This window comes from Streptomyces pallidus (ex Mingjun et al. 2026) (assembly GCF_051550185.1).
In the GTDB taxonomy this organism is placed as follows: Bacteria; Actinomycetota; Actinomycetes; order Streptomycetales; family Streptomycetaceae; genus Streptomyces.
The window spans coordinates 447,222-470,480 of the sequence record NZ_CP196181.1 but is presented as its reverse complement, the minus strand read 5'-3'; the positions used below and the strand labels follow the sequence as shown (position 1 = coordinate 470,480).

The following is a 23,259-nucleotide window of genomic DNA, read 5'->3' as shown; positions in this document are numbered from 1 at the left end:
GGCCGGGGCCGCCCCCTCCGCCCGCGACGAGCGAGGCGGAGCGTCCGTATGTCCTCCAGGCGCCTGACGCCACGGTCGAATGGGCGAGCGCTCGGTGGCGGCCGTCTCAGCCGTGGGCGGGATGATGAGCGGCGTCGCCGCCGTGACTACTCGGCGTAGTGGGCCGCCGGCCCCGGTGGAGCAGGCCCCGCCCGTCGAGCCGCCGCCCCGGGCACCGCCGCCGACCTTCGCCCCGCAGGTGTCGTGCCGCCGCGAGCCGTCCCCGAGACCGCGTCCGCCCGGGCGGCGGGACCGGTCCTTCCGCCACCCCGGCCCCCGCCCTGAGCCCCTTCCCCTCGGCTCCGGCCGCCGCGCCGCGGTGTCCGGATCCGGGGCGTGGAGGTGACAGACAGCGGGCGACGGTGTGCTGCTGCCGGTCCGGGGTTGATAGGTCACTGTCCGAGGGCGTCGACCACGCGGTCGGTCCGCCTGTACGCCCACGGGCGGGAATACCTCGGGTGCACCCCCCGTTCCCGGGTATAGTTGAACCGTAAACCAGTTTGGGAAGGGGAGCCATGCAGTTCGGGATCTTCACCGTCGGTGACGTCACGGCTGATCCGACGACCGGACGCGTGCCCGGTGAGCACGAGCGGATCAAGGCGATGCTCGCCATCGCCCAGAAGGCCGAGGAGGTCGGCCTCGACGTCTTCGCCACCGGCGAGCACCACAACCCGCCGTTCGTCCCCTCCTCGCCGACGACCATGCTCGGCTACGTCGCCGCGCGCACCGAGAAGCTGATCCTGTCCACGTCCACGACGCTGATCACCACGAACGACCCGGTGAAGATCGCCGAGGACTTCGCGATGCTCCAGCACGTCGCGGACGGCCGCGTCGACCTGATGATGGGCCGCGGCAACACCGGCCCGGTCTACCCCTGGTTCGGCAAGGACATCCGCGACGGCATCGACCTCGCCATCGAGAACTACGCCCTGTTGCGCCGACTGTGGGACGAGGACGTCGTCACCTGGAAGGGCAAGTTCCGTACGTCTCTGCAGTCCTTCACCTCGACCCCGCGCCCGCTGGACGGCGTCGCGCCCTTCGTCTGGCACGGCTCCATCCGCTCGCCCGAGATCGCCGAGCAGGCCGCGTACTACGGCGACGGCTTCTTCCACAACAACATCTTCTGGCCGGCCTCCCACACCAAGCAGATGGTGAACCTCTACCGGCAGCGCTACGCCCACTACGGCCACGGCACCCCCGAACAGGCCATCGTTGGCCTCGGCGGCCAGGTGTTCATGCGCAAGAACTCGCAGGACGCGGTACGCGAGTTCCGCCCCTACTTCGACAACGCGCCGGTGTACGGCCACGGCCCGTCCCTGGAGGACTTCACCTCCCAGACGCCGTTGACCGTGGGCTCGCCGCAGCAGGTCATCGAGCGGACCCTGTCCTTCCGGGACTACGCCGGCGACTACCAGCGCCAGCTCTTCCTCATGGACCACGCGGGCCTGCCCCTGAAGACCGTCCTGGAGCAGCTCGACCTGCTCGGCGAGGAGGTCGTGCCGGTGCTGCGCAAGGAGTTCGCGAGCCTGCGCCCGGCCGGCGTGCCGGACGCACCGACGCACTCCGCTCGCGTGGCGGCGGCCCACGACACCCCGAAGGAGAAGACGCAGGCATGAAGCTCGTCATCGTATCGGCGGGACTGAGTTCGCCCTCCTCGACGCGGCTGCTCGCCGACCGGCTCACGGCCGCGACGCTGCAGCACGTGGACGCCGAGCCCGAGGTGATCGAACTGCGGGACCTGGCGACGGAGATCGCCCAGCACTTCGTCACCGGCTTCCCGTCCGCCCGCCTGGCCGCCGCGCTCGACGCGGTGGCGGCCGCGGACGGCCTGATCGCCGTGACCCCGGTGTTCGCGGCGTCGTACAGCGGCCTGTTCAAGTCCTTCTTCGACGTCATCGACAAGGACGCCCTCACCGGGAAGCCGGTGCTCCTCGGCGCGACCGGCGGCACGGCCCGGCACTCCCTGGTCACCGAGCACGCGCTGCGCCCGTTGTTCACCTACCTGCGCGCGCTCGTCCTGCCGACCGCCGTGTACGCGGCCTCGGAGGACTGGGGCGAGGAAGGGCTGGCCCAGCGCATCGCCCGTGCCGGCGCGGAGCTGGCGCGCTTCATGGCGCCCGCCGCGTGGGACGGCGCCCCGGACGTCGACACCGCCGCCGCGATCGCACCCCGTTCGCTGACGGGGGCGATCACGTCGGTGGACCCGGCGGACGGCTTCGAGGTGGTGCCGTTCGAGCAGCGGCTGGCCGCGCTCCGGGCCCCGTAGCCGCGCAGGGGCCCCGTAGCCGCAGCGGGGCCGGTTGCGACCGGGCCGGGACCCCGGCCCGCCCGACCGTCCCCGCCGCGCCGACCCCTCCGTGGGCCGCCCCGTCGGGGCGGGCGCCCGGGGCGAAAGCCGGTGGCGGCACCGGTCGGGCAACACGCAGAATTGGCCGGTGCAGTACCTCATCCTCGGCGTCACCGAAGCACGCGACGACACCGGCGCCCCCCGCGTCATCGGCGGCGCCCGCCTGCGCGCACTCCTCGCCGCACTCGCGCTGCGGGCCGGCGGGCCGGCCGCCGCCTCCGTCGCCGACCTCGTCGACGAGGTGTGGGACGACGACCCGCCCAGGGACGCCCCGGCCGCCCTCCAGGCGCTCGTCGCCCGGCTCCGCAGGGCCCTCGGCGGACGGGACACCGTGGTGGCCGATCCCGCCGGCGGCTACCGCCTCGCCGTCGCCAGCCAGGACGACGTCGACCTGCACCGTTTCACCCGGCTCGCCCGTGAAGGGCGCGTCCGGCTCACCCAGGCGCCCGCAGACCCCGCCCGCGCCGCAGAGATCCTCCGTTCGGCCCTCGCCCTGTGGCGCGGCCCGGCCCTCGCCGACCTCCCGGAACCCGTCCGCCGCGACCACGCCGCCGCCCCGGAGGCCTACCGCGCCGCCGCCCTGCGCGACCGGATCGAGGCCGACCTCCGCTCCGGCCACGCCGATCCGGCGGGGCTGCTGCCCGACATCGAGGCGCTGATCCAGGGGAGCCCGTACGACGAGACCCTGCGAGGCCAGCAGCTGCGCGCCCTGCGGGCAGCCGGCCGCACCGCCGACGCCCTCGCCGCGTACGAGCAAGCCCGCCGGACCCTCGCCGACGCCCTCGGCACCGACCCGGGCCCCGAACTCGCCGCCCTCCACGCCGAACTGCTGCGCCCGCCGGCCACGGTGCCTGCGGTCCCGGCTGCCGCGGTCCCGGCCGCAGGGCACCCCGCCCCCGCCGCCCCCGCGGGCGGGAACCTCCGGCCCCGGCTGAACTCCTTCGTCGGACGCGAGCCGGAACTCGCCGCCCTCCAGGCCGACCTGGCCCGCCTCCGCCTCATCACCCTCACCGGACCGGGCGGTTCCGGGAAGACCCGACTCGCCGAGCAGGCGGCCGCCGCCCACCCCGAGCCCGGCTGGCTGGTCGAACTCGCCCGCCTCGACCAGCCCGCCGCCGTCCCTGGCGCCGTCCTCAGCGCCCTCGGGCTGCGCGAGAACACCCTCGTGGCCCGCGAGAAGTCCGCCGCCGAGGACCCCGCCGCCCGGCTCGTCGAACTGTGTGCCGACCGCCGCCTGTTGATCGTCCTCGACAACTGCGAGCACGTCATCGGCGCGGCCGCCGAGCTCTCCGAGCTCCTCCTGACCCACTGCCCGGGGGTCCGGATCCTGGCCACCAGCCGCGAACCCCTCGGGGTGCCCGGCGAAACGCTCCGCCCCGTGGACCCCCTCCCGCCCGACCCCGCGCACCGCCTCTTCGCGGACCGGGCCGCCGCCGTCCGCCCGGGCTTCAGCCCCGACGAGGACCCGGCCGCCGTCGCCGAGATATGCGACCGCCTCGACGGGCTCCCGCTCGCCATCGAGTTGGCCGCGGCCCGGTTGCGGCTGCTGACCCCGCGCCAGATAGCCGACCGCCTCGACGACCGCTTCCGCCTCCTGACCAGCGGCGCCCGTACCGTCCTGCCGCGCCAGCAGACCCTGCGCGCCGTCGTCGACTGGTCCTGGGACCTGCTCGACGACGCGGAACGCACCGTCCTGCGCCGCCTCTCCGTCTTCGCCGGCGGCTGCGAACTCCCGGCCGCCGAGGCCGTCTGCAGCGACGGCTACGACGGCCCCGACGGTACGGGCGGCGCCCTGGACGTCGCCGACCTCCTCGGCTCCCTGGTCGACAAGTCCCTCGTCGTCGCCACCCCCGACCCCGACGGCCACGGCATGCGCTACCGCATGCTCGAAACGATCCACGAGTACGCCGCCGAACGCGCGGGCGCGCACGCCGCCGACCGCCACGCCGCCGCCGACCGCCACGCCGCGCACTTCCTGGCCCTCGCCGAGGAGACCGAGCCCCTCCTGCGCGGCGCCGCCCAGCTCCGCTGGATCCGGCGCACCGAGACCGAGCTCGACAACCTCCGCGCAGCCCTCCGGCACACCACCGGGACCGGCGCCACCGGGATCGGCGCCACCGGGAGCGGCGAGACCGGCCAGCGGTTCGCCCTCGCCCTCGGCTGGTTCTGGTGGCTGCGCAACTACCGCGCCGAGGGGGCGCAGTGGGCCGGCCGGGTCCTGGAGACCCTCTCCGCGGAGCCGCCCGAGGGCACTCCCGCGTACTGGCGCTTCATGCGCCTGCGCATGCTCCACGTCTTCCTGCTCGCCGAAGGCCAGGCCCCCGAAGACTTCCGCACCCCCGAGAACGTCGCCCTCGCCGCCCGCATCCGGGAGGTCTTCCGGGCCGAGGGCCCCGAGACCGCCCGCTTCCCCGGCATGCTGTGGCCGATGACCACCCTCCTCACCGGCAACGTGCTCGACATGCGCGAGGGGCTCGACGAGACGGTCGGCAACTGCCGCCGCCACGGCGACGACTGGGAACTGGCCGTCGCCCTCCTGCTCCGCACCCACCTGGCCATCGACCTCACCGGCGGCCTGTCCACCGTCGACGCCGACCTCGCCGAACTGCACGAGATCGCCCACCGGGTCGGCGACCGCTGGACCCGCGCCCAGGTGGCGAGCGCCGCCGGCGAGGTCGCGCTCTCCCGCGGCCGCTACGACCTGGCCCGAGCCGAGTACGAGGAGTGCCTGCGCCTCGCCCGCGAGGTCGGCGCCCATATGGAAGCGCCCTTCACGGTGGCGCGGATCGCCGAGACCGCCTTCTGCGCGGGGGACTTCGCCGGCGCCGAGCGGCTGCTGGCGGAGGCGGCCCGAGAAGTCGACCAGTACGGCGGGGTGTACGACGTCCGGGCCTACGCCGGCATGCTGTCGAGCCTGCTCGCCCTCGTCCGCGGGGACCTCGGGCGGGCCCGGGAGGCGTACGAGCTGGCCCGGGCCGCATCCGAACGGTTCTCGGCGCCCCCGCAGCTCACCGCCGGCCTCGACAACATCGACGCCGCGCTGATCAGCCGCGAAGCAGGCCCGGAGGCGGGCCTCGCCGCCATCGGCCCGGCCCTTGCCTCGGCCGTCGCCGCGCACTGCGCGGAGCGCATCCTCGCCTCGCTCGCGGACACCGCGGCCGTCATGCTGGCCCGGTCCGGCCGCGCCGCACCGGCCGTACGGGCCCTTGCGGCGGCCACCGCATGGCGTGCGGGCCACCCGCGTTCCGTCCCGGAGCAGGCCGCCGTCGGCGCGATCCCGGACGCCACCCGCGAAGTGCTGGGCCCCGGCCGCTACGAGGAGGAGGCTGCGGCGGGCGCCGCGCTCTCACCGGCCGAGGTCGTCGACCTCCTCACGGGCAGCTGGGCCGGCCCGCGCCGGCCCGCCGGCCCGCCGGCCCGGCGGGCCGGCGCGCAGCGGCAGGTGGTGGCGGGACCGCCTCAGGTGCTCGACGGGCGGGGGTCGGGGGAGGGCTCCGGCGCGGGCTCTGCCGAGGGCGCTGCGGAGGGCTCCGGCATGGGATCCGCCGCGGGCGCTGCCGAGGGCTCTGCGGAGTGCTCCGCGGAGTGCCCCGCTGAGGGCTCCCCGATGGCGGATTCGCCGTAGAGGGCCCGCACCCAGTTGTCGTGGTAGACGGTGTCCAGGTAGCGCTCGCCGAGGTCGGGGGCTATGGCGACCGACGTGACGGCGGGGCCGTCGTGGCGGGCGAGCCAGCTCGTGGCGCCGCTGACCACCGTTCCCGTCGAGCCTCCGAAGAGGAAGCCGTGGTGGGCGAGTTCCCGGCAGGTGCGGACGGTGTCGGCCTCCTCGACGTGGACGACCTCGTCCACGTAGGACGTGTCGAGCAGGGGCGGGCGGACGCCCATGCCCAGGCCGGGGATCATCCGGCGTCCCGGCGGGCCGCCGAACGACACCGAGCCGACGCTGTCCACGGCGACGACGCGCACCGGCCGGCGCCAGTGCCGGAACCAGCGGGCACAGCCCATCAGGGTGCCGGTGGTCCCGGCGCCGACGAACAGGACGTCCAGCTCGGGGAACTCGCGGGCGATCGCCGGCGCCGTGCTGCGGTAGTGCGCGTGCCAGTTGGCCGGATTGGTGTACTGGCTGAGCCACACCCAACGGCTGTCGGACGCGCACAGCGCCTCCACGTACGCGATGCGTGCCGCCAGGAAACTGTCGTAGGGCTTCGCGTTGTTGATGACGTGGACCTCGCTGCCCAGCGCCTCCATCATCAGCCTGGTCGCCAGGTTGCACCGGGAATCCGTCACGCACAGGAACCGGTAGCCCTTGCTCGCCGCGATCACGCTGAGGGCGACGCCCAGGTTTCCCGATGAGGATTCGACCAGTGCGGACCGCGAGTTCAGGACGCCTTTTCGCTCGGCGGACTCCACCATCGCGGCCGCGGCCTTCAGCTTGATCGACCCGGCGAAGTTGAACCCCTCGCACTTCAGGTACAGCGGGGAGTCGAGGACGGGTCGGAGGTCGACGTAGAGGTCGTCCTCGTTGAAGGCGTACGGAGATGAAATGACGGGCACGTGAGGTCTCCTCAGCCGTAGCGGGTGACTTCGTGGAAGAAGCCGTCGATGGTCTGCAGGTCTCCCGCGGCGGTGACCGTGTCGTAGACGTACTTGCCGACGGCCAGGTCCAGGATCCCGAGGCCGAAGGGCGAGAACACCACGGGGCGGTGCGCCGGTATGGAGACCCGGCCGGTGATGACGTCGTCCAGCGTTCCGTGCAGGAACCGGTGGTTGCCGGTGAGCTCCTCGGTCAGCTGCGCTGAGGTGCCGGCGCGCAGGCAGTGCTCGACGTCGTCGACGATGTTGGTCGAGGCGAGGAGGACCGCCGGGGCGAGGTCCCGCAGGGAGATGTGCAGCACGACGGGACGGTGGCCGAACCAGCTCGGGTCGGTGATGTGGGGCTCGGAGGCGACGGTGGCGAACACCACCAGGTCGCTGACGCGGATCAGCTCCTCGGGGTCGTCGTGCACCGCGATGAGGCTGGTGCTGCCCGACTGCTCCAGGTAGGTGCGGAAGGAGGCCGCGTTGCGCGTGTTGACGTCGTGTACGCCGATGGCCTCGAAGTTCCAGCCCGTGGCGGTCAGGAAGCCGTGGATGTAGCGGGCGATCAGGCCCGACCCGATGAAGCCGACGCGGGTCGGGCGGGGGCGGCCCCGGGTGAGCCGGTCCGCGGCCAGGACCGCCGAGGCGGCCGTCCTGGTGGCGCTGATGATGGAGCTTTCGAGGCAGGCGAACGGATAGCCGGTCACCGGATCGTTGAGGACCAGCACGGCGGACGCCCGGGGCAGCCCGAACTCGGTGTTCTCGGGGACGCTGGCGACCCATTTCAGCCCGTCCACGCGGTTCGCTCCGCCGAGGGAGGCGGGCAGCGCGATGATGCGCGAGGAGGGGCGGTCGGGGAAGCGGAGGAACAGCGAGGGCGGGTTGACGCTGCGGCCCGCTCCGTGCAGGTGGTACGTCTCCTCCACGAGCTCCACGATGTGCTTCTCGTTCCCCTCCAGCGCCCGTCGGACCTGCTCGCCCGGGATCACCGCGAAGGGCGGCACCAGTCGGTCGGTGGTCATGTCAGGGTCACCTCGATCGTCGGTTCGCAGTCGGCTGCGCGCCGGGGGTCGGCCAGACCGACCACCACCTGGCGGGCGCCCTCGAAGGCCTCTCTGGCGTGGGCGGTACGGAGGTTGTCGACGAGCAGCAGGTCACCGGCCTCCCACGGGCGGCGGACCGTGTGCGCCTCGTACACCTCGTTGATCACCCGGACGGTGTCCGCGTCGAGCGGGTCGCCGTTGCCGTAGTGGGTGTTGAAGGGCAGGCCTTCCGGCCCGTACTCGTCGACGAGGTACTCGCGGATCTCGGGGGCCAGTGTCCACTCGTTGAGGAACGCGATCTGGTTGAACCAGCAGCGGTGGCCGGTCTCCGGGTGCCGCAGCACGGCGCTGCGCCGCTGCCGGGTCCGCAGGGTGCCGTCCGGGAGCCATTCGAAGGCGATGGCGTGGGCCCGGCAGTGGCGCTCCACGGCGTCCCGGTCCTCGGATCCGAACGCGTCCGTCAGCGAGGCGCCGATGTCGTTGCCGTAGGTACGGGTGAGCAGCCAGCCCTCGCGCTGGAAGCGCTGGGTGATCTCGGCCGGGAGCGCGTCGAGCACCACGGAGGCGTCCGCCACGGTGGTGGCCCCGCCGGCGGCGGGCGCAGTGATGCAGCCGAAGAGCATCAGCGACGGGAACTCGGTGGTGTAGCTGAGCTCGTGGTGCATGCACATGGGCTGGTTCGGCGGCCAGGTCGACGAGGAGTAGACCCCTTCGGAATGGGTTTCGCGGGGGGCGAAGGCCTCCCTCTCGGTCAGCGGGACCGCGCCGAGCTGCCGCAGCGCGCGGTCGACGTCCGCCGGGTCCGCGATGCCGAGGCCGCGGACCAGGACGGCGCCGTGGTCGAGGAGGGCGCCGCGCAGCATGTCGCGCTGCTCGCCGATCCAGTTCGAGGTGTCCGCCGTGCCCGGGACGTGGAGCAGCGGCAGGCCGTCCGTCGGCCCCGTCCCCGGTCCCTGCCCCGGCCGCGGCTGCGCCGTGTCCTGTTGGCCCGTACCGGACATCGCGACGGAGGCTGCGGAGGCAGCGGAGGGTGCTGAGGTCATCGGGGGCTCCTGTCGGTTTCGTCGGCGGACGGGGTGGGGCTGGTGGTTCCGGTGCCGGGTGCGGGCCCGGACGGGGTGGGCGTGGAGGGGGTGGAGGTGGAGGTGGACGGGGTGGGCGCGGAGCGTTCCTCGACCAGCCGCGCGAGGTCGGCGAGGGCCGGGCAGTCCGCCAGGTCCCGGAGGGTGACCGCGCGGTCGAGGGCGACCGCGACCCTGAGGGCGGTCAGTGAGGTACCGCCCAGGTCGAAGAACCGGTCCTGCCGGTCGATCCGCCCCTCGGGGAGCCCCAGGGCCGCGGCCCAGGCCGCTGCGACCCGGCGTTCGGCAGGCGTCTCCGGGGGCTGCCGGCGGTCGGCGGCCGCGCCCTGCGGGCCGTCCGCGGCGGGCAGTGCGGTCAGGGCGGCCAGGGCCTTGGTGTCGGTCTTCCCGTTGGCGGTCAGGGGCAGGGCCGCGAGCCGGTGGAAGACGGACGGGACCATGTACGCGGGCAGCATGCCGCTGAGCGCGTCGCGCAGCAGGGGCGTCTCCAACGGCGCGGCCGCGGTGTAGAAGGCGGCGAGGTGGCGGCCGTCCCCGGGGGGACCGGCGGCGATCACCGCGGCCTCCCGGACGCCCGGCACGCGCAGCAGGGCGTTGTCGATCTCCTCGATCTCGATGCGGAAGCCGCGGATCTTGACCTGGGTGTCCCGTCGGCCGAGGTACTCGACGGTCCCGTCCGGCAGCCAGCGGCCGTAGTCGCCGCTGCGGTACAGGCGGCTGCCCCGGTGGTGCGGGTCCGGCCCGAAGGCGAGCCGGGTGCGTTCGGGGTCGTTGACGTACCCGCGGCCCACGCAGATCCCGGACAGCACGATCTCGCCGGGTGCGCCGAGCGGGACGGGGTTGAGGCGGCGGTCCACCACGTACAGGCGGACGTTGTTGACGGGGCGGCCGAGCGGGATGCGCGCGGCGTCGGGCACCCGGTCCATGACCTGGTGGTTGGTGTCGTCCGAGGTTTCGGTGAGGCCGTACGCGTTGACGAGCGTGATCCCCGGTTCGGCCGCGAACCAGCGCTCGACGAGCTGCTTCTTGACCGCCTCGCCCGTGACCGACACGCAGCGCAGGTCCGGGAGGGCGCGGGGGTGCCGTTCCAGGAGGGACAGCAGCGTTTCGAGGTACGAGGGCACCACCTGCAGGACGCTGACCCGGCCGTCGGAGACGGTGTCGAGGAAGCGCCCGGGATCGAGGATGTCCTGCTGGCCGACGATCAGGGTCCGGCCGCCGGTGAGCAGGCCGGACAGCAGCTGCCAGAGGGAGATGTCGAAGCACTGGGGTGCGGTCTGGGCGACGGTGTCCGCCTCGCCGATGCCGAGGTCGTCGATCTTGGCGTAGAGGTGGTTGAGCAGTCCGGCGTGTTCGCACATCGCGCCCTTGGGCTCTCCGGTGGAGCCGGACGTGAAGAAGATGTAGGCGAGGGACTGCGGCTGGACGCGCACGCCGGGGTCGTGTGGGGAGTAGGAGGCGTACGGGTCGTGCGGACCCTCCTGGGGCGCGGGGAGGGTGAAGACCCGCATCTCGGGCAGGGCGTCCAGGGCCCGGCTGAGGCCGGCGGCGCTGCCGTTCTCCGTGAGGGCGAAGCGGCATTCGGCGCGGGTGAGCATGGTGGCGATGCGGTCGGCCGGGAAGTGCGGTTCGACCGGCAGGTACGCACCGCCGGCCTTGAGGACGGCGAGGACGGCCGCGAGCCAGCCCAGGTTGCGTTCGGACACCACGGCGACGACGTCCTCGCGGCGCAGTCCGTGGGCCAGGAGGGCGTGGGCGAGCCGGTTGGCGCGGGCGTTGAGCTCGGCGTAGGTCCACTGCAGGTCGCCGTGGACGGCGGCGATCCGGTCGGGGTGGGCGGCCGCCTGCTGCTCGAACACCTCGTGGGCGCGGAGGTCCGGGAGCCTGCGGGCCGCTCCGCCGAGCTCTTCGAGCTGGTGGTGGAGTTCGGCGGGGCCGAGCAGGCTCTGGGGTCCGGGTGCGGCGTCGGGGTCGGCTGCGATGTGCCGTAGTGCGGTGAGGTGGTAGCCGGCGATCCTGGCGGCGCAGTCGGCGTCGATCAGGTCGGTGCGGTAGTGCAGCTCCAGCAGGTGCCGGCCGTCGTCGCCGCCGGTCAGGGCCACGTGGAGCGGGGTGCCGGGGTCGGGGCGGGCGCCGCCGTACGGGTCGAAGACGATCTCGGGCCGGGGCGCGGAGGCGGGCCCGGGCGGGGCCGCGGTGCCGGGGGCGGGGGCGGGGGTGCCGGGGGCAGGGGCGCCGGGGGCCGGGGGAGCGGCCGCGGCGTGCGTGTCCCGTACGAGCTCCCGCCACGAGCCGGGAGTGGGCGTTGCGGGGCGGCAGGGCCGCGCGGCGCCGTCGACGTCGGCGACGTGGCCGCCGGGGATCGCGTCCTCGCCGGAGAGGGCACCGAGGACCTTGAAGTGGGCGGCCAGGACCACCGTCGGGAGCGAGGTGCCGAGCTCGCCCGCGAGCCGGTCGAGTGCGGTGGCGAGCGCTGCGGGGATCGCGGTGCGGTACTGCGCCGTTCCGTTGACGGGCGTCCGGGTCCAGCGGGGCAGGACGGTACCCGCGGAGGGGGTGTCGGCGTGCGGTGCGGTGTGCGCTGTAGTGGTCATCACTTTCACCTCCGAGGGTCCGTGTCGGGCAGGTTCAGGTTCCGGGCCGGGTTTCCGCCCCAGACCTCCCCCTGGGGGACGCTCTCGCCCTTCATGAGGAAGGAGTCGGGCGCGAGCTCCACGCCGTCCGCGACGGTCACGCCGTAGTGCACGAGGGCGTTGGTCCCGACCGTGCAGCGGGCACCGATCACGCTCCGGTCCGATTTGAAGGCGCCGTCCTCCTGCGAGTGGCACTGGATGGCGCATGCAGCGTTCAGGGTGCACTCGTCGCCGATCGTGACCATGGGCCGTTCCGGCAGGAAGCACCCGTCGTCGAAGACCCGGCGGCCGATCCGGACCCCCAGCATCCGCCACAGCAGTGGCTTGAACGGGGTGCCGTTGAACAGGCGGACGTACGCCTCCGAAGGGACCTTCCAGTAGCGCTCCCGCTGCCAGAACCGCCGGTCGTAGATCGAGCAGAACAGCGGGCCGGGCCGGTTCAGGGCCGTGACCACGCGCTCGGTGAGGACGACGTAGGCGACGCTGAACAGGATGGCGGCGTAGTTGGCGAGGACGACCGCCGCGCCGCCGAGCTCGTCGTAGGCCTCGGCACCGACCGCGAAGATCAGTGAGACCGCGAAGAACTGGAACCAGCGAACGGCCAGGTATTGGCCCATCGTGGCCACGTTGTGCCGGTTCTTGGCGGGCAGGAGCCGGCGGGCGGTCTCGGGCCCGTCCGGCCCGGCGAGGTCGCCGTCCCTGCGGACCGACCGGGGGATCTCGAAGCTGGGCGAGCCCAGCAGCCCCACCCCTTCCCGGAGCTCGCCGTCGACCGGCACCATGACCTTGGTCGCGAGCAGGCAGTTGTCGCCGGTCCTGCCCCGGGAGGGGTAGGAGATCCGGTTGCCGAGGAAGTTGTGCGCGCCGATCGAGACCCGGGACACCCGGAAGGACGTGTTCGAGAAGTCGGCGTTGTTGATCGACAACCCGTCGGCGACCATGGTTCCGCGTCCCACGGTCGCCAGGTGCGGCGTCTCGTGCCGCACCTCCGTGCCGAAGTTCGAGCCGGTCTGCTCGAAGGGGGAGAGGTCGTAGCCGATGCGCCCCAGGTAGTGGACGATCGCCGAGCTGTCACCGAACAGCCGCGTCAGTGCGCGCCGGTTGCTCAGCAGCGTGATCGCCCGGTACACACCGTAGTGGATTCCGTACAGGGGGTAGACGCGGTCCGGGGTGAGCGCCCGGCCCAGCAGGCGCGGCACGGTGGCGACCATGAGGAGGGCGAGGGCCAGCCCGCCGAAGAACAGCAGCGCGGACGCCACCAGGGCCTCGACGTAGAACTGCCAGGTCGCCAGGGCCGTCGGGCCGGGCTGCAGGGCGGAGGCGAGCTGGGGGACGTTGTCCACGATGAGCCACGCGCCGCCGGCGATGGCCGGAAGGTAGACCAGCAGTGCGGTCAGGATCTGCAGGAGGCCGTGCAGGGCCCTTCGGAGCGTGCCGCACCGGGCCGGGGCCACCGCCCGGAAGTCGGTGTCCGTGGGAACGGCGGGCGATCCGTGCCAGCGCTCGTCCGACGGCACCGCCTGCCCGGCGTGGAGCGAGGACGCGTGACCGAGCTGGGCGCGGTCCCCGAGCGACGTCCCGATGTCGAGGACGGAGGCTTCACCGACCACCGCGTCCTTGCCCAGGGTGACCGGGCCGGTCTCGATCAGGCCGTCCCGGGCCCGGTAGCAGCTGAAGTGGACGTCCTTGCGGATCACGGATCCGTCGCCGATGGTGAGCAGGTCCGTACACACCGGCGCGATCCGGGAGAAGACGGTGACTCCACGCCCTATCCGCGCGCCGAGGGCCCTGAGGTAGAGGACGTACAGCGGCGAGCCGACGAAGAGCACCAGCGGGTTGGCCCGGACGAGTGTCCGCACGATCCAGAAGCGGAAGTAGGCGAGGCTCCAGACGCGGAGCCGGACGGGCTTCCACCTGCCGACGAGGGTCCACTTCACGAGGACCGGGAAGGTGCAGAGGAAGAGGAAGGCCACCCCGCCGGCCACGACCGCGCGTGTGTACTCGCTGACCACGCCGTCACCGGCGGCTATCCACACGTAGCCCCAGACCGCCGCGTAGGCCAGGAAGCCGGAGTAGGCGAGGAACACCATGAGCTGGAGTGCGCCGCAGAGGTGGAAGTGGGGTGTGCCGCGCACGGTCGGGGGAGGGGCCCCGATCGGGCCGATCGTGGCGGCGGGCGCGTCGCGTATGCCGACGGTGCCCGCCGCGTCGGCTATGCCGGCCGTGCCGGATGCGACCGGCAAGGCGTCGGAGGGGGTGGCTTCCGCCGGTGCGACTGCTGTCACCAGGCCGCTGATCGTGGGGTTCCGGTAGACGTCCTTCATGGAGACCGACGGCAGTTCGGGGTGCTTCCTCACCAGGGCGCAGAAGTGCGCCATGACCAGGGAATCGGCCCCCAGGTCGGCGAAGAAGTCTGCGTCCACGGACACGGGGTGCACGTGGGTGACGTCGGCGAGCAACCGGGCGAACGCCTCTTCGACGTTCGTGAAGGGACTGGTCGGCCCGCCCGCTTCGGCTGAGAGCGCCTCCGCCGGAGGGGGCACTTCGCTGACCTGCTTTCCCGTCATCTCTCGCTCCCTGAAGATCGTCTCACAACCCATGTTCGAAGCAAAACGGAAAAATAGCCACCTAAACCCAGCAAACAGAATTTTTCGTGTCAAGGCACATGCTTTGGACGCGATCCGTGGCCGTGTTCACACCATGCGAAGCCGTGACGGTGTTCGGCAACCGGTGGGCGGGCAGGGCCGCGGCCTCCTGCGGGTACCCGCTCACCTGGGCTTATGCCGTGCTGCGCCCCGGATTTGGCGGCGAAACGGTGGCGCGGTCGGGAGCCCTGCGTGGTGGCGCGGAACGCTCCGCGCACGGCTGCGGTTCCGGTCTCTCCGGGCGTTCAACCCGGCCGTTCCGCAGCCGAGTTCGTTGATCGCCGGGCCGAGGGCGGGGCGGGCGCGGTGATGGTGTCCGGCTGCCGGACGGGTCGGAGCGATCGGCCTGCGGCGATCGCCCATCCGAGTGAGCGAATCCCTATGCAGGGCACGCTCTCCGGCCTCGGGGGCGGCGCCCTTCCCGGTCGCTCACGGGCCCGTTGCCGCCCCGGCCGGACCGCGCGGCGGTGGTGCGGACCGGTTCCGCCGACCCGGGAACCGTCCCGCGATCCGGGGGGTCCGCCCCGGCGGATGCCCTTCTCGGTACGGACCCGCCCACGCTCCCTCGGGCGGACGTGCCCGTTCCGCCGGCGCAGGTACGTGCGAAGCGGCGGCCGCGGTGGCGTGGTGGTCGGCCGCGGGGCCGGGGGAGCCGGCCCCGTCCCGTACCCGGTATCCCGAACCACGGGGAACGGTGGGGGGTTGGGTCGACAAGCCGCCCACGTCATGGGCGGCGTGGGCAGCTCGACGGGCGGGTTCCCGCCGGGTTCAGAGCCCGGCGACCTTGGCGCTCGCCGACAGTTCGTAGACCAGGGTGACGGTGCGGCGGCCACCGGGCGGGAGGGCGATGTCCCAGCGGGCTATCCCTTCGGCGTCGACTGCTTCGGGCGCAGGGGAGCAGGACTCCTTGCGCACGCGCACCTCCACCGCCGAGACCTCGGAGACCGGGATCCGCTCCCGGAGGGCGACGGTCCGTTCGCCGTGTTCCCCGGGGGCGGAGAAACGGGACACGTGGAGCCGGACGGTGCGGGTGACGACCGTCCGCTGCGTGATGCCGACGGAATCGCGGGATTCCTCCGCACGCCGGACCACCCGGAGGTCGTCGCAGCTGCCGAAGGCGAGCTCGACGGTGGCGCCGGGTGTGGTGAAGTCCAGGCTGCCGCGGCCGCTGAACCCGCTGCCGCGCACCAGGTCCACGGGCCCGGCGAGCAGCGCGTGCCCGGACCGGTTGCCGAACCGCACCACTTGGGTGACCAGCGGGGACAACTCGGGCGAGCAGGCGTACTCGCTGGTCGCGGCCGTGGTGAAGGAGGAGAGCGGGACCCGGTGGGCACGGCCGTCGGAAGGCACGGAGACCGGAGCGGGGGCGCTCAGCACGCGCGTCTCGCCGCCGTCGTCCACCCCCGGCAGGCCGAGCACGGGGGCCGGGCCGAGGTCCCCTGTCTCCTCCTCGCGCAGCTCGACGTCGACCGTGCGGCGCTCCGCGGCGGTGCGGTCCTTGAGCGTCAGCCGGTCCTCGACCAGTCGCGGGGGATCGGTGGCCAGCGCCGACCGTGCCGTCGACAACGTCAGGCGTACGTCCGTCCAGTCCTCGCCGGTGCGCTGCCAGACGACGGCGTCGCTCTCCAGCGTCAGCGAGTCGCCGTCGAGCACGGCCCGGTAGGCCGGCCGCCACAGCGCACACGCGGTGAGATGGCTCAGACGCAGCCCGGCCGGCCCGGCGACCGCGGACTCCACGGTCAGCTCGATGTGGCCGACCAGCTCGGCGGGTTCCTCCCCGGCGAGGGCCATGGCCCGCTCGACCTCGCCCAGTTCGGCGCCGAGGGCGGTGAGCCGGGCCTGCGCGGCGCGGAGTTGCTCGCCGTGCGCGTCGCGCTCGGCGTCCACCCGGTCCAGTTCGCGAGCCCAACGCGGCGCATCGGCCTCCCCGGAGCCGGCGCCCTCGCGGATCTCCCGCAGGAGGTCGGCGGCGAGGCGGCCGAGCAGGTCGAGGCGGGTGTGCAGGCGGTCGCGGTGCTGTTCCAGGGCGACCCGCTCCTCTTCGAGGGCGCGCACGCGTCGGCGCAGGGCGGAGTCCTCGTCGGCGGACGGCAGTGGCCCGCGCGGCGTCCAGGTGCGGACGATCCGGGCGTCGAGCACGGTCGTGGCGTGATCGGCGGTCAGTTCGGCATGAAGGGTGCGGTCGACGGCCAGTGCACTGACCGGGCCCAGACGCAGGCGCTGGACCCCGGCCGCCAGGTCGAGCGTCACGGCGCGCTCGACATGGGCGCGGTCCTCCAGGCAGGTGACGGCGGTGACGGGGAGGGCTATCGGCTTCGGTGCCGTGGACATGGCGTGTGTCAGCTCCTGCGGTTGCCGCCGACCAGGGCCTTGCCGGCCGGGATGCGGATCTCGTAGCCGCCGTCGAGGGCGGTCGTGCCGCCGGCGGGCAGGTCCACCCGCCAGACGCGGGTGCCCGGGGCATGCTGTTCGTGGCCGGTGCCGGTGTCGGCACCAGTGCCGTTTCCCAGGTCGGGCGCGGTCCAGTCCGCCCGCTCCTCGATCCGGACGTCGGGTTCGGTGGTGACCGGCACGCGCTCGCGGACCTCGACCGTGACGGGCTTCGCGAGCCGGTTGGCCAGCTCGACGTGGACGCGGTGGTCGAGGACGGTGATGTTGTTGCGCAGGCCCGCGGTGGACTCGTGCAGGTTCGTCCGCCGGACGACCCGCACGCCCTCGGCCGCCCCGAGCCCCACCCTGCACACCCCTCCGGGGGCGAGCGTGGGCAGTGCCGCGGTCAGCAGGTAGTCGTCGTCGACGGTGACCTCGACGGGGCCGGCCAGCAGCGCCTGGTCGGTGGCGTTCGAGAGCACCAGGGTCGCGTACACGGTCTGCTCCACGGACGGCACGCACAGGTACTCGGTGTGCAGCCCGACCGGGATCTCGGCGACGGTGACGGTGTGCCAGGTGCCGTCCGACGGAATGTCGGCGGGCGCTGCGGCGTCGTAGCGGTGGTCGAAGGAACCCGCCGACTCGCGGGGACGCACGGCGTGTCCGGGCAGCGGCAGCCCGGCCACCGTTTCGGCACGGCGGCGGTGCTCGCCCGCCGCCGGGTCCGCGGGAGCGCCCGGGAACAACCTGCCCCGGCGACCGCCGTGTTCGTCGGGGCCGCTCAGGACGAGGGCGGCGTAGTCGAGTTCGGTATCGCTCGGCTGCGGCGGACCGGCAGGCGCTGCCGGCGTCGGCGCAGCCCGTCCGGGAGCCGCGGGTGCCATGGGGCCACCGGGGGCCGCGGGTGCCGCGGGTGCCGGAACCATGCCGAACCCGCCTCCGCCCCGCGGCCGGCCGGACGGCTGCAACGCCCTGGGCAGGGCGAAGTCGGGCGTTTCCCCGTCGGGTCCCGCGAACCCGGCGGGCGGCGCGCCGTAGCCCCGCGGCGCCGGCGGAGGAGGCGGCGGAGGCGCGAGCGGCGGCGGAACGGGACCGGGCGCGGCGCCCGCGGCAGCCCGGGGCGCGGGGGCGGCCCCGCCGGTGACGGGTGCGGCGGCGGCCTGAGCCGGGCGGGGGCCCACGGCCTCGTACCCGGCGAACAGGTCGGCGAGCCCGGCCGGCGGCTCGCGCCAACCGGACGGCGCCGGGGCGGGCTGCCGGCGGCCGATCCGGATCGAGCGCAGCCTCGGCAGGTCGGTGCGGCGCCGCAGGTCGGCGGTGGCCAGGGCGATGCGTACGCCGTTCCAGTCCTCGCCGGTGCGCTGGGCGACGGAGGCGCGCAGCACCAGACGGCCGGTGCCGTCGCCCTGACGGTGGGTGAGACGGTACGCAGGCACCCACACGGCGCCCGGCACCCCGTACTCCAGCTCCAACCGCAGTTCCTGCCCGGCCTCCGCGCAGCCGTCGAGGCCCAGTACGGCGCAGACGGTGCTCTCCACGTGCGCCGACGGAACGTCCGTGGAGGCCCGGTCGAGCCGGTCCGCGGCGACGTCGAGCTCGTGCGCGACGCGGAGCAGGGCCTCCTCCAGCTCGACGAGACGGGTGTGCAGGGCCGTCAGCCGCTCGTCGACGAAGTCGGCGAGCTCCAGCCAGGCGTCGACCGGGGCAGTGCGGTGCGGGTCATCGCGCCTGCGGGCCGGCGGCACCGGATGCAGCCCCCTGACCTCCTCGATCAGGCCCAGCTGGCGGTCCCGGCGGCCCCGCGCGGCCGCGTACTCGTCACGCAGCCGCTCGACCTCGCGCCGCAACTCGTCGCGCGTGCCGGTGTCGAGGGGCTGGGCCTCGACCTCCACCCGGGCCTCCGTGACGCGCACACCGGAGGGGTGCAGGACACGGGCCCGCAGGGACCCCGGGTCGAGCGAGCGCGGCAGTCCCGTCACCCGCAGCCGGCCGTCCGGCGGCACGGGGCCCCGGGCCTGCCGACGGCAGAGGGCGCCCTGTGCGTACACCACGACGGAATCGAGGGTGGACCCCCACCTCTGCTCTGCCCCAGCCGTCATCTTCCTCGCCGCCCCCCACGTTCCGCTTCCGTGCTGACCGAAGCTTACGCCCGCGCGGGAAACCCCCTCGCGTCGCGGTCCGACCGCGCCCGCGCCCGCCCGGGACTCCGGGCGGGCGCGGTTGCGGTGGGTGGGTGCGGCGGTTCACCGGTGCCGCGGGTGTGACTGCCGGTGTGGCGGGCGGTGCGGCGGGCGGTGCGGATCAGCCGTGGCGCCGGCTACCGCGGTTGCCCCAGGACTCGGTGTCGACGACGTTGCCGCGGTTGTCGCGGAGGGTGACGGTGTCGCGCTCGTCCCAGACCTGGTGGCGGCGGTTCCAGTAGACGTCCTGGTGGGTGTCGCGGCCCTGGCCGGTGTGGACCTTGACGCTGGAGCGGCCGTCCAGGCGGAAGTCGCCGAAGCGGTAGCGGTTGCCGTCCCGGTCGGTGAGCGTGTAGCCGCGCAGGTCGAGGCTGTGGCGGCCGGTGTTCTTCAGCTCGACCCATTCCCGGTTCAGGGCACGGCCGGAGCGGTCGCTGACGCCGCGACCGCCGTGCTGGACACCGTCGATGACGACCGAGGACGGGGCGGCGCTGCGGTGACCGCGCCGGTGGTCGTCGGCGGCGGCCGGTACGGCCGCCGCGCCGATCAGGGTGCCGGCGGTCAGGAGCGCGGCGAGGGCACGGCGGGCGACGAGAGAAGCAGACATGAAGATGACTCCTCCAAGAGACGCTACGACCCGGCCTGGTGCGGCCGGGCAGCCTCCGAACGGTTCCCGGCGTCCTGCCGGGCAGGCACACTCTGACGCCCGAAGCCCCCCGAGTGCGGCTCATTCGGCCCGTGTTGCTCAATCCGGATATGTCCGTAACCCTCCCGTGTACCGGGCAAGGGTCAAGGCCGCGTTGACGCCCGGAGGGAGGCCGTCCGGCGCGCGCCCGTGGGAGGTCTGCGGACGGGGCGTCCCGGCGGCGCGAGTCCGAAGCCGGCCCCGCCCTTCGCCCTTGGGCCGAACGGGTTCAGCGTCGTGTAACAGCCCTCCCCGGTTCAGCCGCTGCGGCCGCGGGCCCCGGTGACGTACGCGACCAGGACTCCGGCCAAGGCCCCCCACACCAGCCCCTGGCCCGCGGCGTACCACCAGCCGAGGACGCAGGACACCAGGGCTACGGCCGCCCCGGCCACGAGCGCCTGCCGGTCCTTGAGGAACTCCCAGTCCGCCCTGCCCCGTCCGGGCTCCCGGAGTTCACCGACCGCGATGCGGACGACCAGGACCGCCAGGACGAAGACGGCGGTGAGCAGAGCCGGTTCCAGTTCCACGGTGCCTCCTCCGACGGGCTTCCAGCCGAACGATGACGGAAGCCTTACGGCCCGGTGCGGGTACGACCACCACCGCCGCCGACTCCGTAGCGTCTCCGACATGCGAGTACTCGTCACAGGAGGAGCCGGTTTCATCGGGGCGCACGCGGTGGCCGCGCTGGCGGCCGGTGGCCACGACCCGGTGGTGTTCGACGCGCTGCTGCCCGCCGCCCATCCCACCGCCCCGGACCTGCCGGAAGCCGAGTTCGTGCGGGGCGACGTCCGGGACGCGGACGCCGTGCGCGGCGTCCTGCGCGGCGTGGACGCCGTGTGCCACCAGGCGGCGATGGTGGGCCTGGGCAAGGACTTCGCGGACGCGCCCGCCTACGTGTCCTGCAACGACCTGGGCACGGCGGTGCTGCTGGCCGCCATGGCCGGAGCCGGCGTACGACTCCTGGTGCAGGCGGGGTCGATGACGGTGTACGGCGAGGGGCGGTACGAGTGCCCGGTCCACGGGCCGGTCCGGCCGGGCCCCCGGGCGGCCGCGGACCTGGAGGCGGGCCGGTTCGAACCGCGCTGCCCGCGGTGCGCGGCGGACCTCGTGCCCGGCCTGGTCGGCGAGGACGCCGCCACCGACCCGCGCAACGTCTACGCGGCGACCAAGCTGGCGCAGGAGCACCTGGCCACCGCGTGGGCACGGGCCACCGGCGGGCGGGCGGTGTCGCTGCGCTACCACAACGTGTACGGCCCCGGGATGCCGCGCGACACCCCGTACGCCGGGGTGGCGTCGTTCTTCCGGTCCGCGCTCGCCCGGGGCGAGGCACCGCGGGTGTTCGAGGACGGCGGCCAGCGCCGGGACTTCGTCCACGTGCGGGACGTGGCCGGGGCGAACGCCGCCGCCCTGGCCGCCCTGCCGGGGATGCTCGCGGGCAGCCACACCGCGTACAACGTGGGGAGCGGCGACCCGCACACCGTGGGCGAGATGGCGGCGGCCCTCGCGGCGGCCCACGGAGGCCCGGAGCCGGTGGTGACGGGCGAGTTCCGGCTCGGCGACGTACGGCACGTCACCGCCGACTCGTCCCGGCTGCGCCGCGAGCTGGGCTGGCGCCCGGAGGTCGGCTTCGCCGCGGGCATGGCCGAGTTCGCGCGGGCACCGCAGCGGGCTCCGGCGGCCCCGGCGTAGCGGGCGCCGAACGGGCGGCAGCGGGCGCGGCCCCATGGTCAGCCGCCCGCCCCGGCGAGCGGCAGGGTCACCTCGAAGCGGCAGCCGCCGGGCACGTTGCGGACCTCGGCGCGCCCCGCGTGGGCTTCGACGATGCCGCGGACGATCGCCAGCCCGAGCCCGGCACCGGCCGGGGGCGTCCGGGCCGGACTGCCGCGCCACCCGGTGTCGAAGACCCTCGGCAGGTCCTCCTCGGGGATGCCGCCGCAGCCGTCCGAGACGGACAGCACGACGCCCTCCTCGCGCCGGTCGACGCGCACGGCGACGGTGCCGTCGGCCGGGGTGTGCCGGATGGCGTTGACGAGGAGGTTGGCCAGGACCCTGGTCATCTCCTTGCCGTCCACCTCGACGGGCACGTGCGCGATGTCCTCGCCGAGCAGCCGTACGCCGCGTTCCCGGGCGAGCGGGTCGGCGCCCAGCAGGGCGTCGGCCGCCAGGTCCCGCAGGGAGACCCGGCTGCGGGCCAGCTCCAGGGCGCCGGCGTGGATGCGGGACAGCTCGAACAGGTCGCCGACCATGGCGTCGAGGCGTGCCACCTCCGTGCGGATCTGCCGGTGGTAGCGGGCGGGATCGGCGGCCACGCCGTCCTCCAGCGCCTCCGCCATGGCCCGCAGCCCGGCCAGCGGGGTCCGCAGGTCGTGGGAGATCCAGGCGACCAGCTCGCGCCGCGAGGTCTCCAGGGCGCGCTCGCGGTCCCGGGAGTCGGCGAGGCGGGCGCTGGTGGCGGCCAGCTCACGGCTGAGCTCGGCGAGTTCCGCCGTGGCCCTGGCCGCCGGGGCGGCGAACGTGCCGCCCTCGCCGAAGTCCCGGGCGGCCAGGGCGAGGTCCCGGCTGCGGGCGACGACCCAGCGGCCGAGCAGCAGTGCGGTGGCCAGCGAGACGACGGCTGCCATGGCCACGACGAGGGTGACGACGGTCAGGTCGTGCGGCGAAAGGAACATCGCCCACGCCACGGCGAGCGTGCCGGCGAGCATGGCCGTGACCGTGACCGCGGCGACCACGGCCAGCGACACGGCGACCGACCGGTGGCGGAGCAGCCGCAGCGCCAGTGCCCCGAGCGCGCCCGCCCCGGCCGCACCGCCGAAGGCGAACACGGCGATCAGCAGGACGTCGTTCACGGCGTCGTCTCCTCGCCCGGCGCGTCGAAGCGGTAGCCGACGCCCCAGACGGTCCGGATGAGCCGCGGCGCCGCCGGATCGTCCTCGATCTTGGCCCGCAGCCGGCGCACGTGGACGGTGACGGTGGACAGGTCCCCGAAGTCCCAGCCCCACACCTCCCGCATCAGCTCCTCCCGGCCGTGTGCCCTTCCCGGACGCGCGAGGAAGTGCGCGAGCAGGTCGAACTCCCGCAGGGTGAGCGCGAGCACCTCGCCGTTCCTGGAGGCCTGGCGGGTCTCCCGGTCCAACCGGATGCCGCCCCCGTACAGGACGGCCGGCCCCGGCTCCGCCGCCACCGCGGTGCGGCTGCGACGCAGTACGGACTCGACCCTCAGGACCAGCTCGCGGGGGCTGAACGGCTTGGTGACGTAGTCGTCCGCGCCCAGTTCCAAGCCGGTGATCCGGTCGTCCTCGTCCCCGCGGGCGGTCAGCATGATCACCGGCAGGGGGCCGTCGGCGCGCAGGCGGCGGCACACCTCCAGCCCGTCGATGCCCGGCAGCATCAGGTCCAGGACGACCAGGTCGGGCCGTTCCCGGGCGACGCGGGCCAGGGCGGCGGGGCCGTCGGCGGCGTGTTCGACGGCGTGGCCGGCCCGGTGCAGGTAGCCGGTGACGACCTCGGCGACGGTCGGATCGTCGTCGACGACGAGGATCCGGGCGGGGGGTGGGGGCGTACTCATGTCCCCAGCCTCGCACCAACCGCCTCCCGCCGCCGCGCCGAGGCCCCGCACCGGCTCCGACGTCCGCGTTTCGTAAGGGGTTGATGTCCGTT

The 23,259-nt window shown here is 74.2% G+C and carries 14 protein-coding genes and 1 pseudogene; 4 read left to right on the top strand and 11 right to left on the bottom strand.

Annotated elements, in window-relative coordinates; translation table 11 throughout:
• The first annotated feature begins 554 nt into the window (after positions 1-554).
• From ACSHWO_RS02335 to ACSHWO_RS02325, 3 genes and pseudogenes are all read left to right on the top strand, one after another.
• Positions 555-1,655 (top strand): LLM class flavin-dependent oxidoreductase, encoded by a 1,101-nt coding sequence (locus ACSHWO_RS02335; RefSeq protein ID WP_438309837.1) that lies wholly within the window; start codon positions 555-557, stop codon positions 1,653-1,655.
• Positions 1,652-2,305 (top strand): CE1759 family FMN reductase, encoded by a 654-nt coding sequence (locus ACSHWO_RS02330; protein ID WP_385839569.1) that lies wholly within the window; start codon positions 1,652-1,654, stop codon positions 2,303-2,305. Before ACSHWO_RS02335 ends, ACSHWO_RS02330 begins: the two co-directional genes overlap by 4 nt.
• A gap of 169 nt (positions 2,306-2,474) precedes the next feature.
• Positions 2,475-5,255, top strand: a pseudogene (locus tag ACSHWO_RS02325) (ATP-binding protein); the annotation flags it as partial.
• A 590-nt stretch (positions 5,256-5,845) separates the two neighbouring features.
• Here ACSHWO_RS02325 and sbnA read toward each other — a convergent pair.
• From sbnA to ACSHWO_RS02280, 9 genes are all read right to left on the bottom strand, one after another.
• Entirely contained in the window at positions 5,846-6,940 is a 1,095-nt protein-coding gene (sbnA, locus tag ACSHWO_RS02320; RefSeq protein ID WP_438309836.1) for a 2,3-diaminopropionate biosynthesis protein SbnA, read from the bottom strand.
• An 11-nt stretch (positions 6,941-6,951) separates the two neighbouring features.
• Positions 6,952-7,986, bottom strand: coding sequence for a 2,3-diaminopropionate biosynthesis protein SbnB (sbnB, locus tag ACSHWO_RS02315; protein WP_438309835.1), 1,035 nt, complete (start codon positions 7,984-7,986; stop codon positions 6,952-6,954).
• Positions 7,983-9,050 carry a TauD/TfdA family dioxygenase gene (locus tag ACSHWO_RS02310; protein WP_438309834.1) on the bottom strand — a complete coding sequence of 356 codons (1,068 nt, stop codon included), beginning with the start codon at positions 9,048-9,050 and terminating at the stop codon, positions 7,983-7,985. Before ACSHWO_RS02310 ends, sbnB begins: the two co-directional genes overlap by 4 nt.
• Positions 9,047-11,683 (bottom strand): non-ribosomal peptide synthetase, encoded by a 2,637-nt coding sequence (locus tag ACSHWO_RS02305; RefSeq protein WP_438309833.1) that lies wholly within the window; start codon positions 11,681-11,683, stop codon positions 9,047-9,049. The genes ACSHWO_RS02310 and ACSHWO_RS02305 overlap by 4 nt, the downstream gene beginning before the upstream one ends.
• 5 nt (positions 11,684-11,688) lie before the next feature.
• Positions 11,689-14,289: a Pls/PosA family non-ribosomal peptide synthetase gene (locus tag ACSHWO_RS02300; protein WP_438309832.1), complete on the bottom strand. Its 2,601-nt coding sequence runs from the start codon at positions 14,287-14,289 to the stop codon at positions 11,689-11,691.
• An 846-nt stretch (positions 14,290-15,135) separates the two neighbouring features.
• Positions 15,136-16,698, bottom strand: coding sequence for a mucoidy inhibitor MuiA family protein (locus tag ACSHWO_RS02295; RefSeq protein WP_438309831.1), 1,563 nt, complete (start codon positions 16,696-16,698; stop codon positions 15,136-15,138).
• Between the two features lie 8 nt (positions 16,699-16,706).
• Positions 16,707-18,836, bottom strand: coding sequence for a DUF4139 domain-containing protein (locus tag ACSHWO_RS02290; protein ID WP_438309830.1), 2,130 nt, complete (start codon positions 18,834-18,836; stop codon positions 16,707-16,709).
• 202 nt (positions 18,837-19,038) lie between these two features.
• Positions 19,039-19,524 (bottom strand): lamin tail domain-containing protein, encoded by a 486-nt coding sequence (locus ACSHWO_RS02285; protein WP_385839606.1) that lies wholly within the window; start codon positions 19,522-19,524, stop codon positions 19,039-19,041.
• Between the two features lie 335 nt (positions 19,525-19,859).
• Positions 19,860-20,129, bottom strand: coding sequence for a hypothetical protein (locus tag ACSHWO_RS02280; protein ID WP_438309829.1), 270 nt, complete (start codon positions 20,127-20,129; stop codon positions 19,860-19,862).
• Between the two features lie 100 nt (positions 20,130-20,229).
• On the opposite strand from ACSHWO_RS02280, the gene ACSHWO_RS02275 reads away from it, so the two are divergent.
• Positions 20,230-21,291, top strand: coding sequence for an NAD-dependent epimerase/dehydratase family protein (locus ACSHWO_RS02275; RefSeq protein WP_385839616.1), 1,062 nt, complete (start codon positions 20,230-20,232; stop codon positions 21,289-21,291).
• 38 nt (positions 21,292-21,329) lie between these two features.
• Here the strand turns inward: ACSHWO_RS02275 and ACSHWO_RS02270 are convergent, their stop codons facing one another.
• Positions 21,330-22,448: a sensor histidine kinase gene (locus ACSHWO_RS02270; RefSeq protein ID WP_438309828.1), complete on the bottom strand. Its 1,119-nt coding sequence runs from the start codon at positions 22,446-22,448 to the stop codon at positions 21,330-21,332.
• Positions 22,445-23,167 carry a response regulator transcription factor gene (locus ACSHWO_RS02265; protein WP_438309827.1) on the bottom strand — a complete coding sequence of 241 codons (723 nt, stop codon included), beginning with the start codon at positions 23,165-23,167 and terminating at the stop codon, positions 22,445-22,447. The genes ACSHWO_RS02270 and ACSHWO_RS02265 overlap by 4 nt, the downstream gene beginning before the upstream one ends.
• Positions 23,168-23,259: the final 92 nt, after the last annotated feature.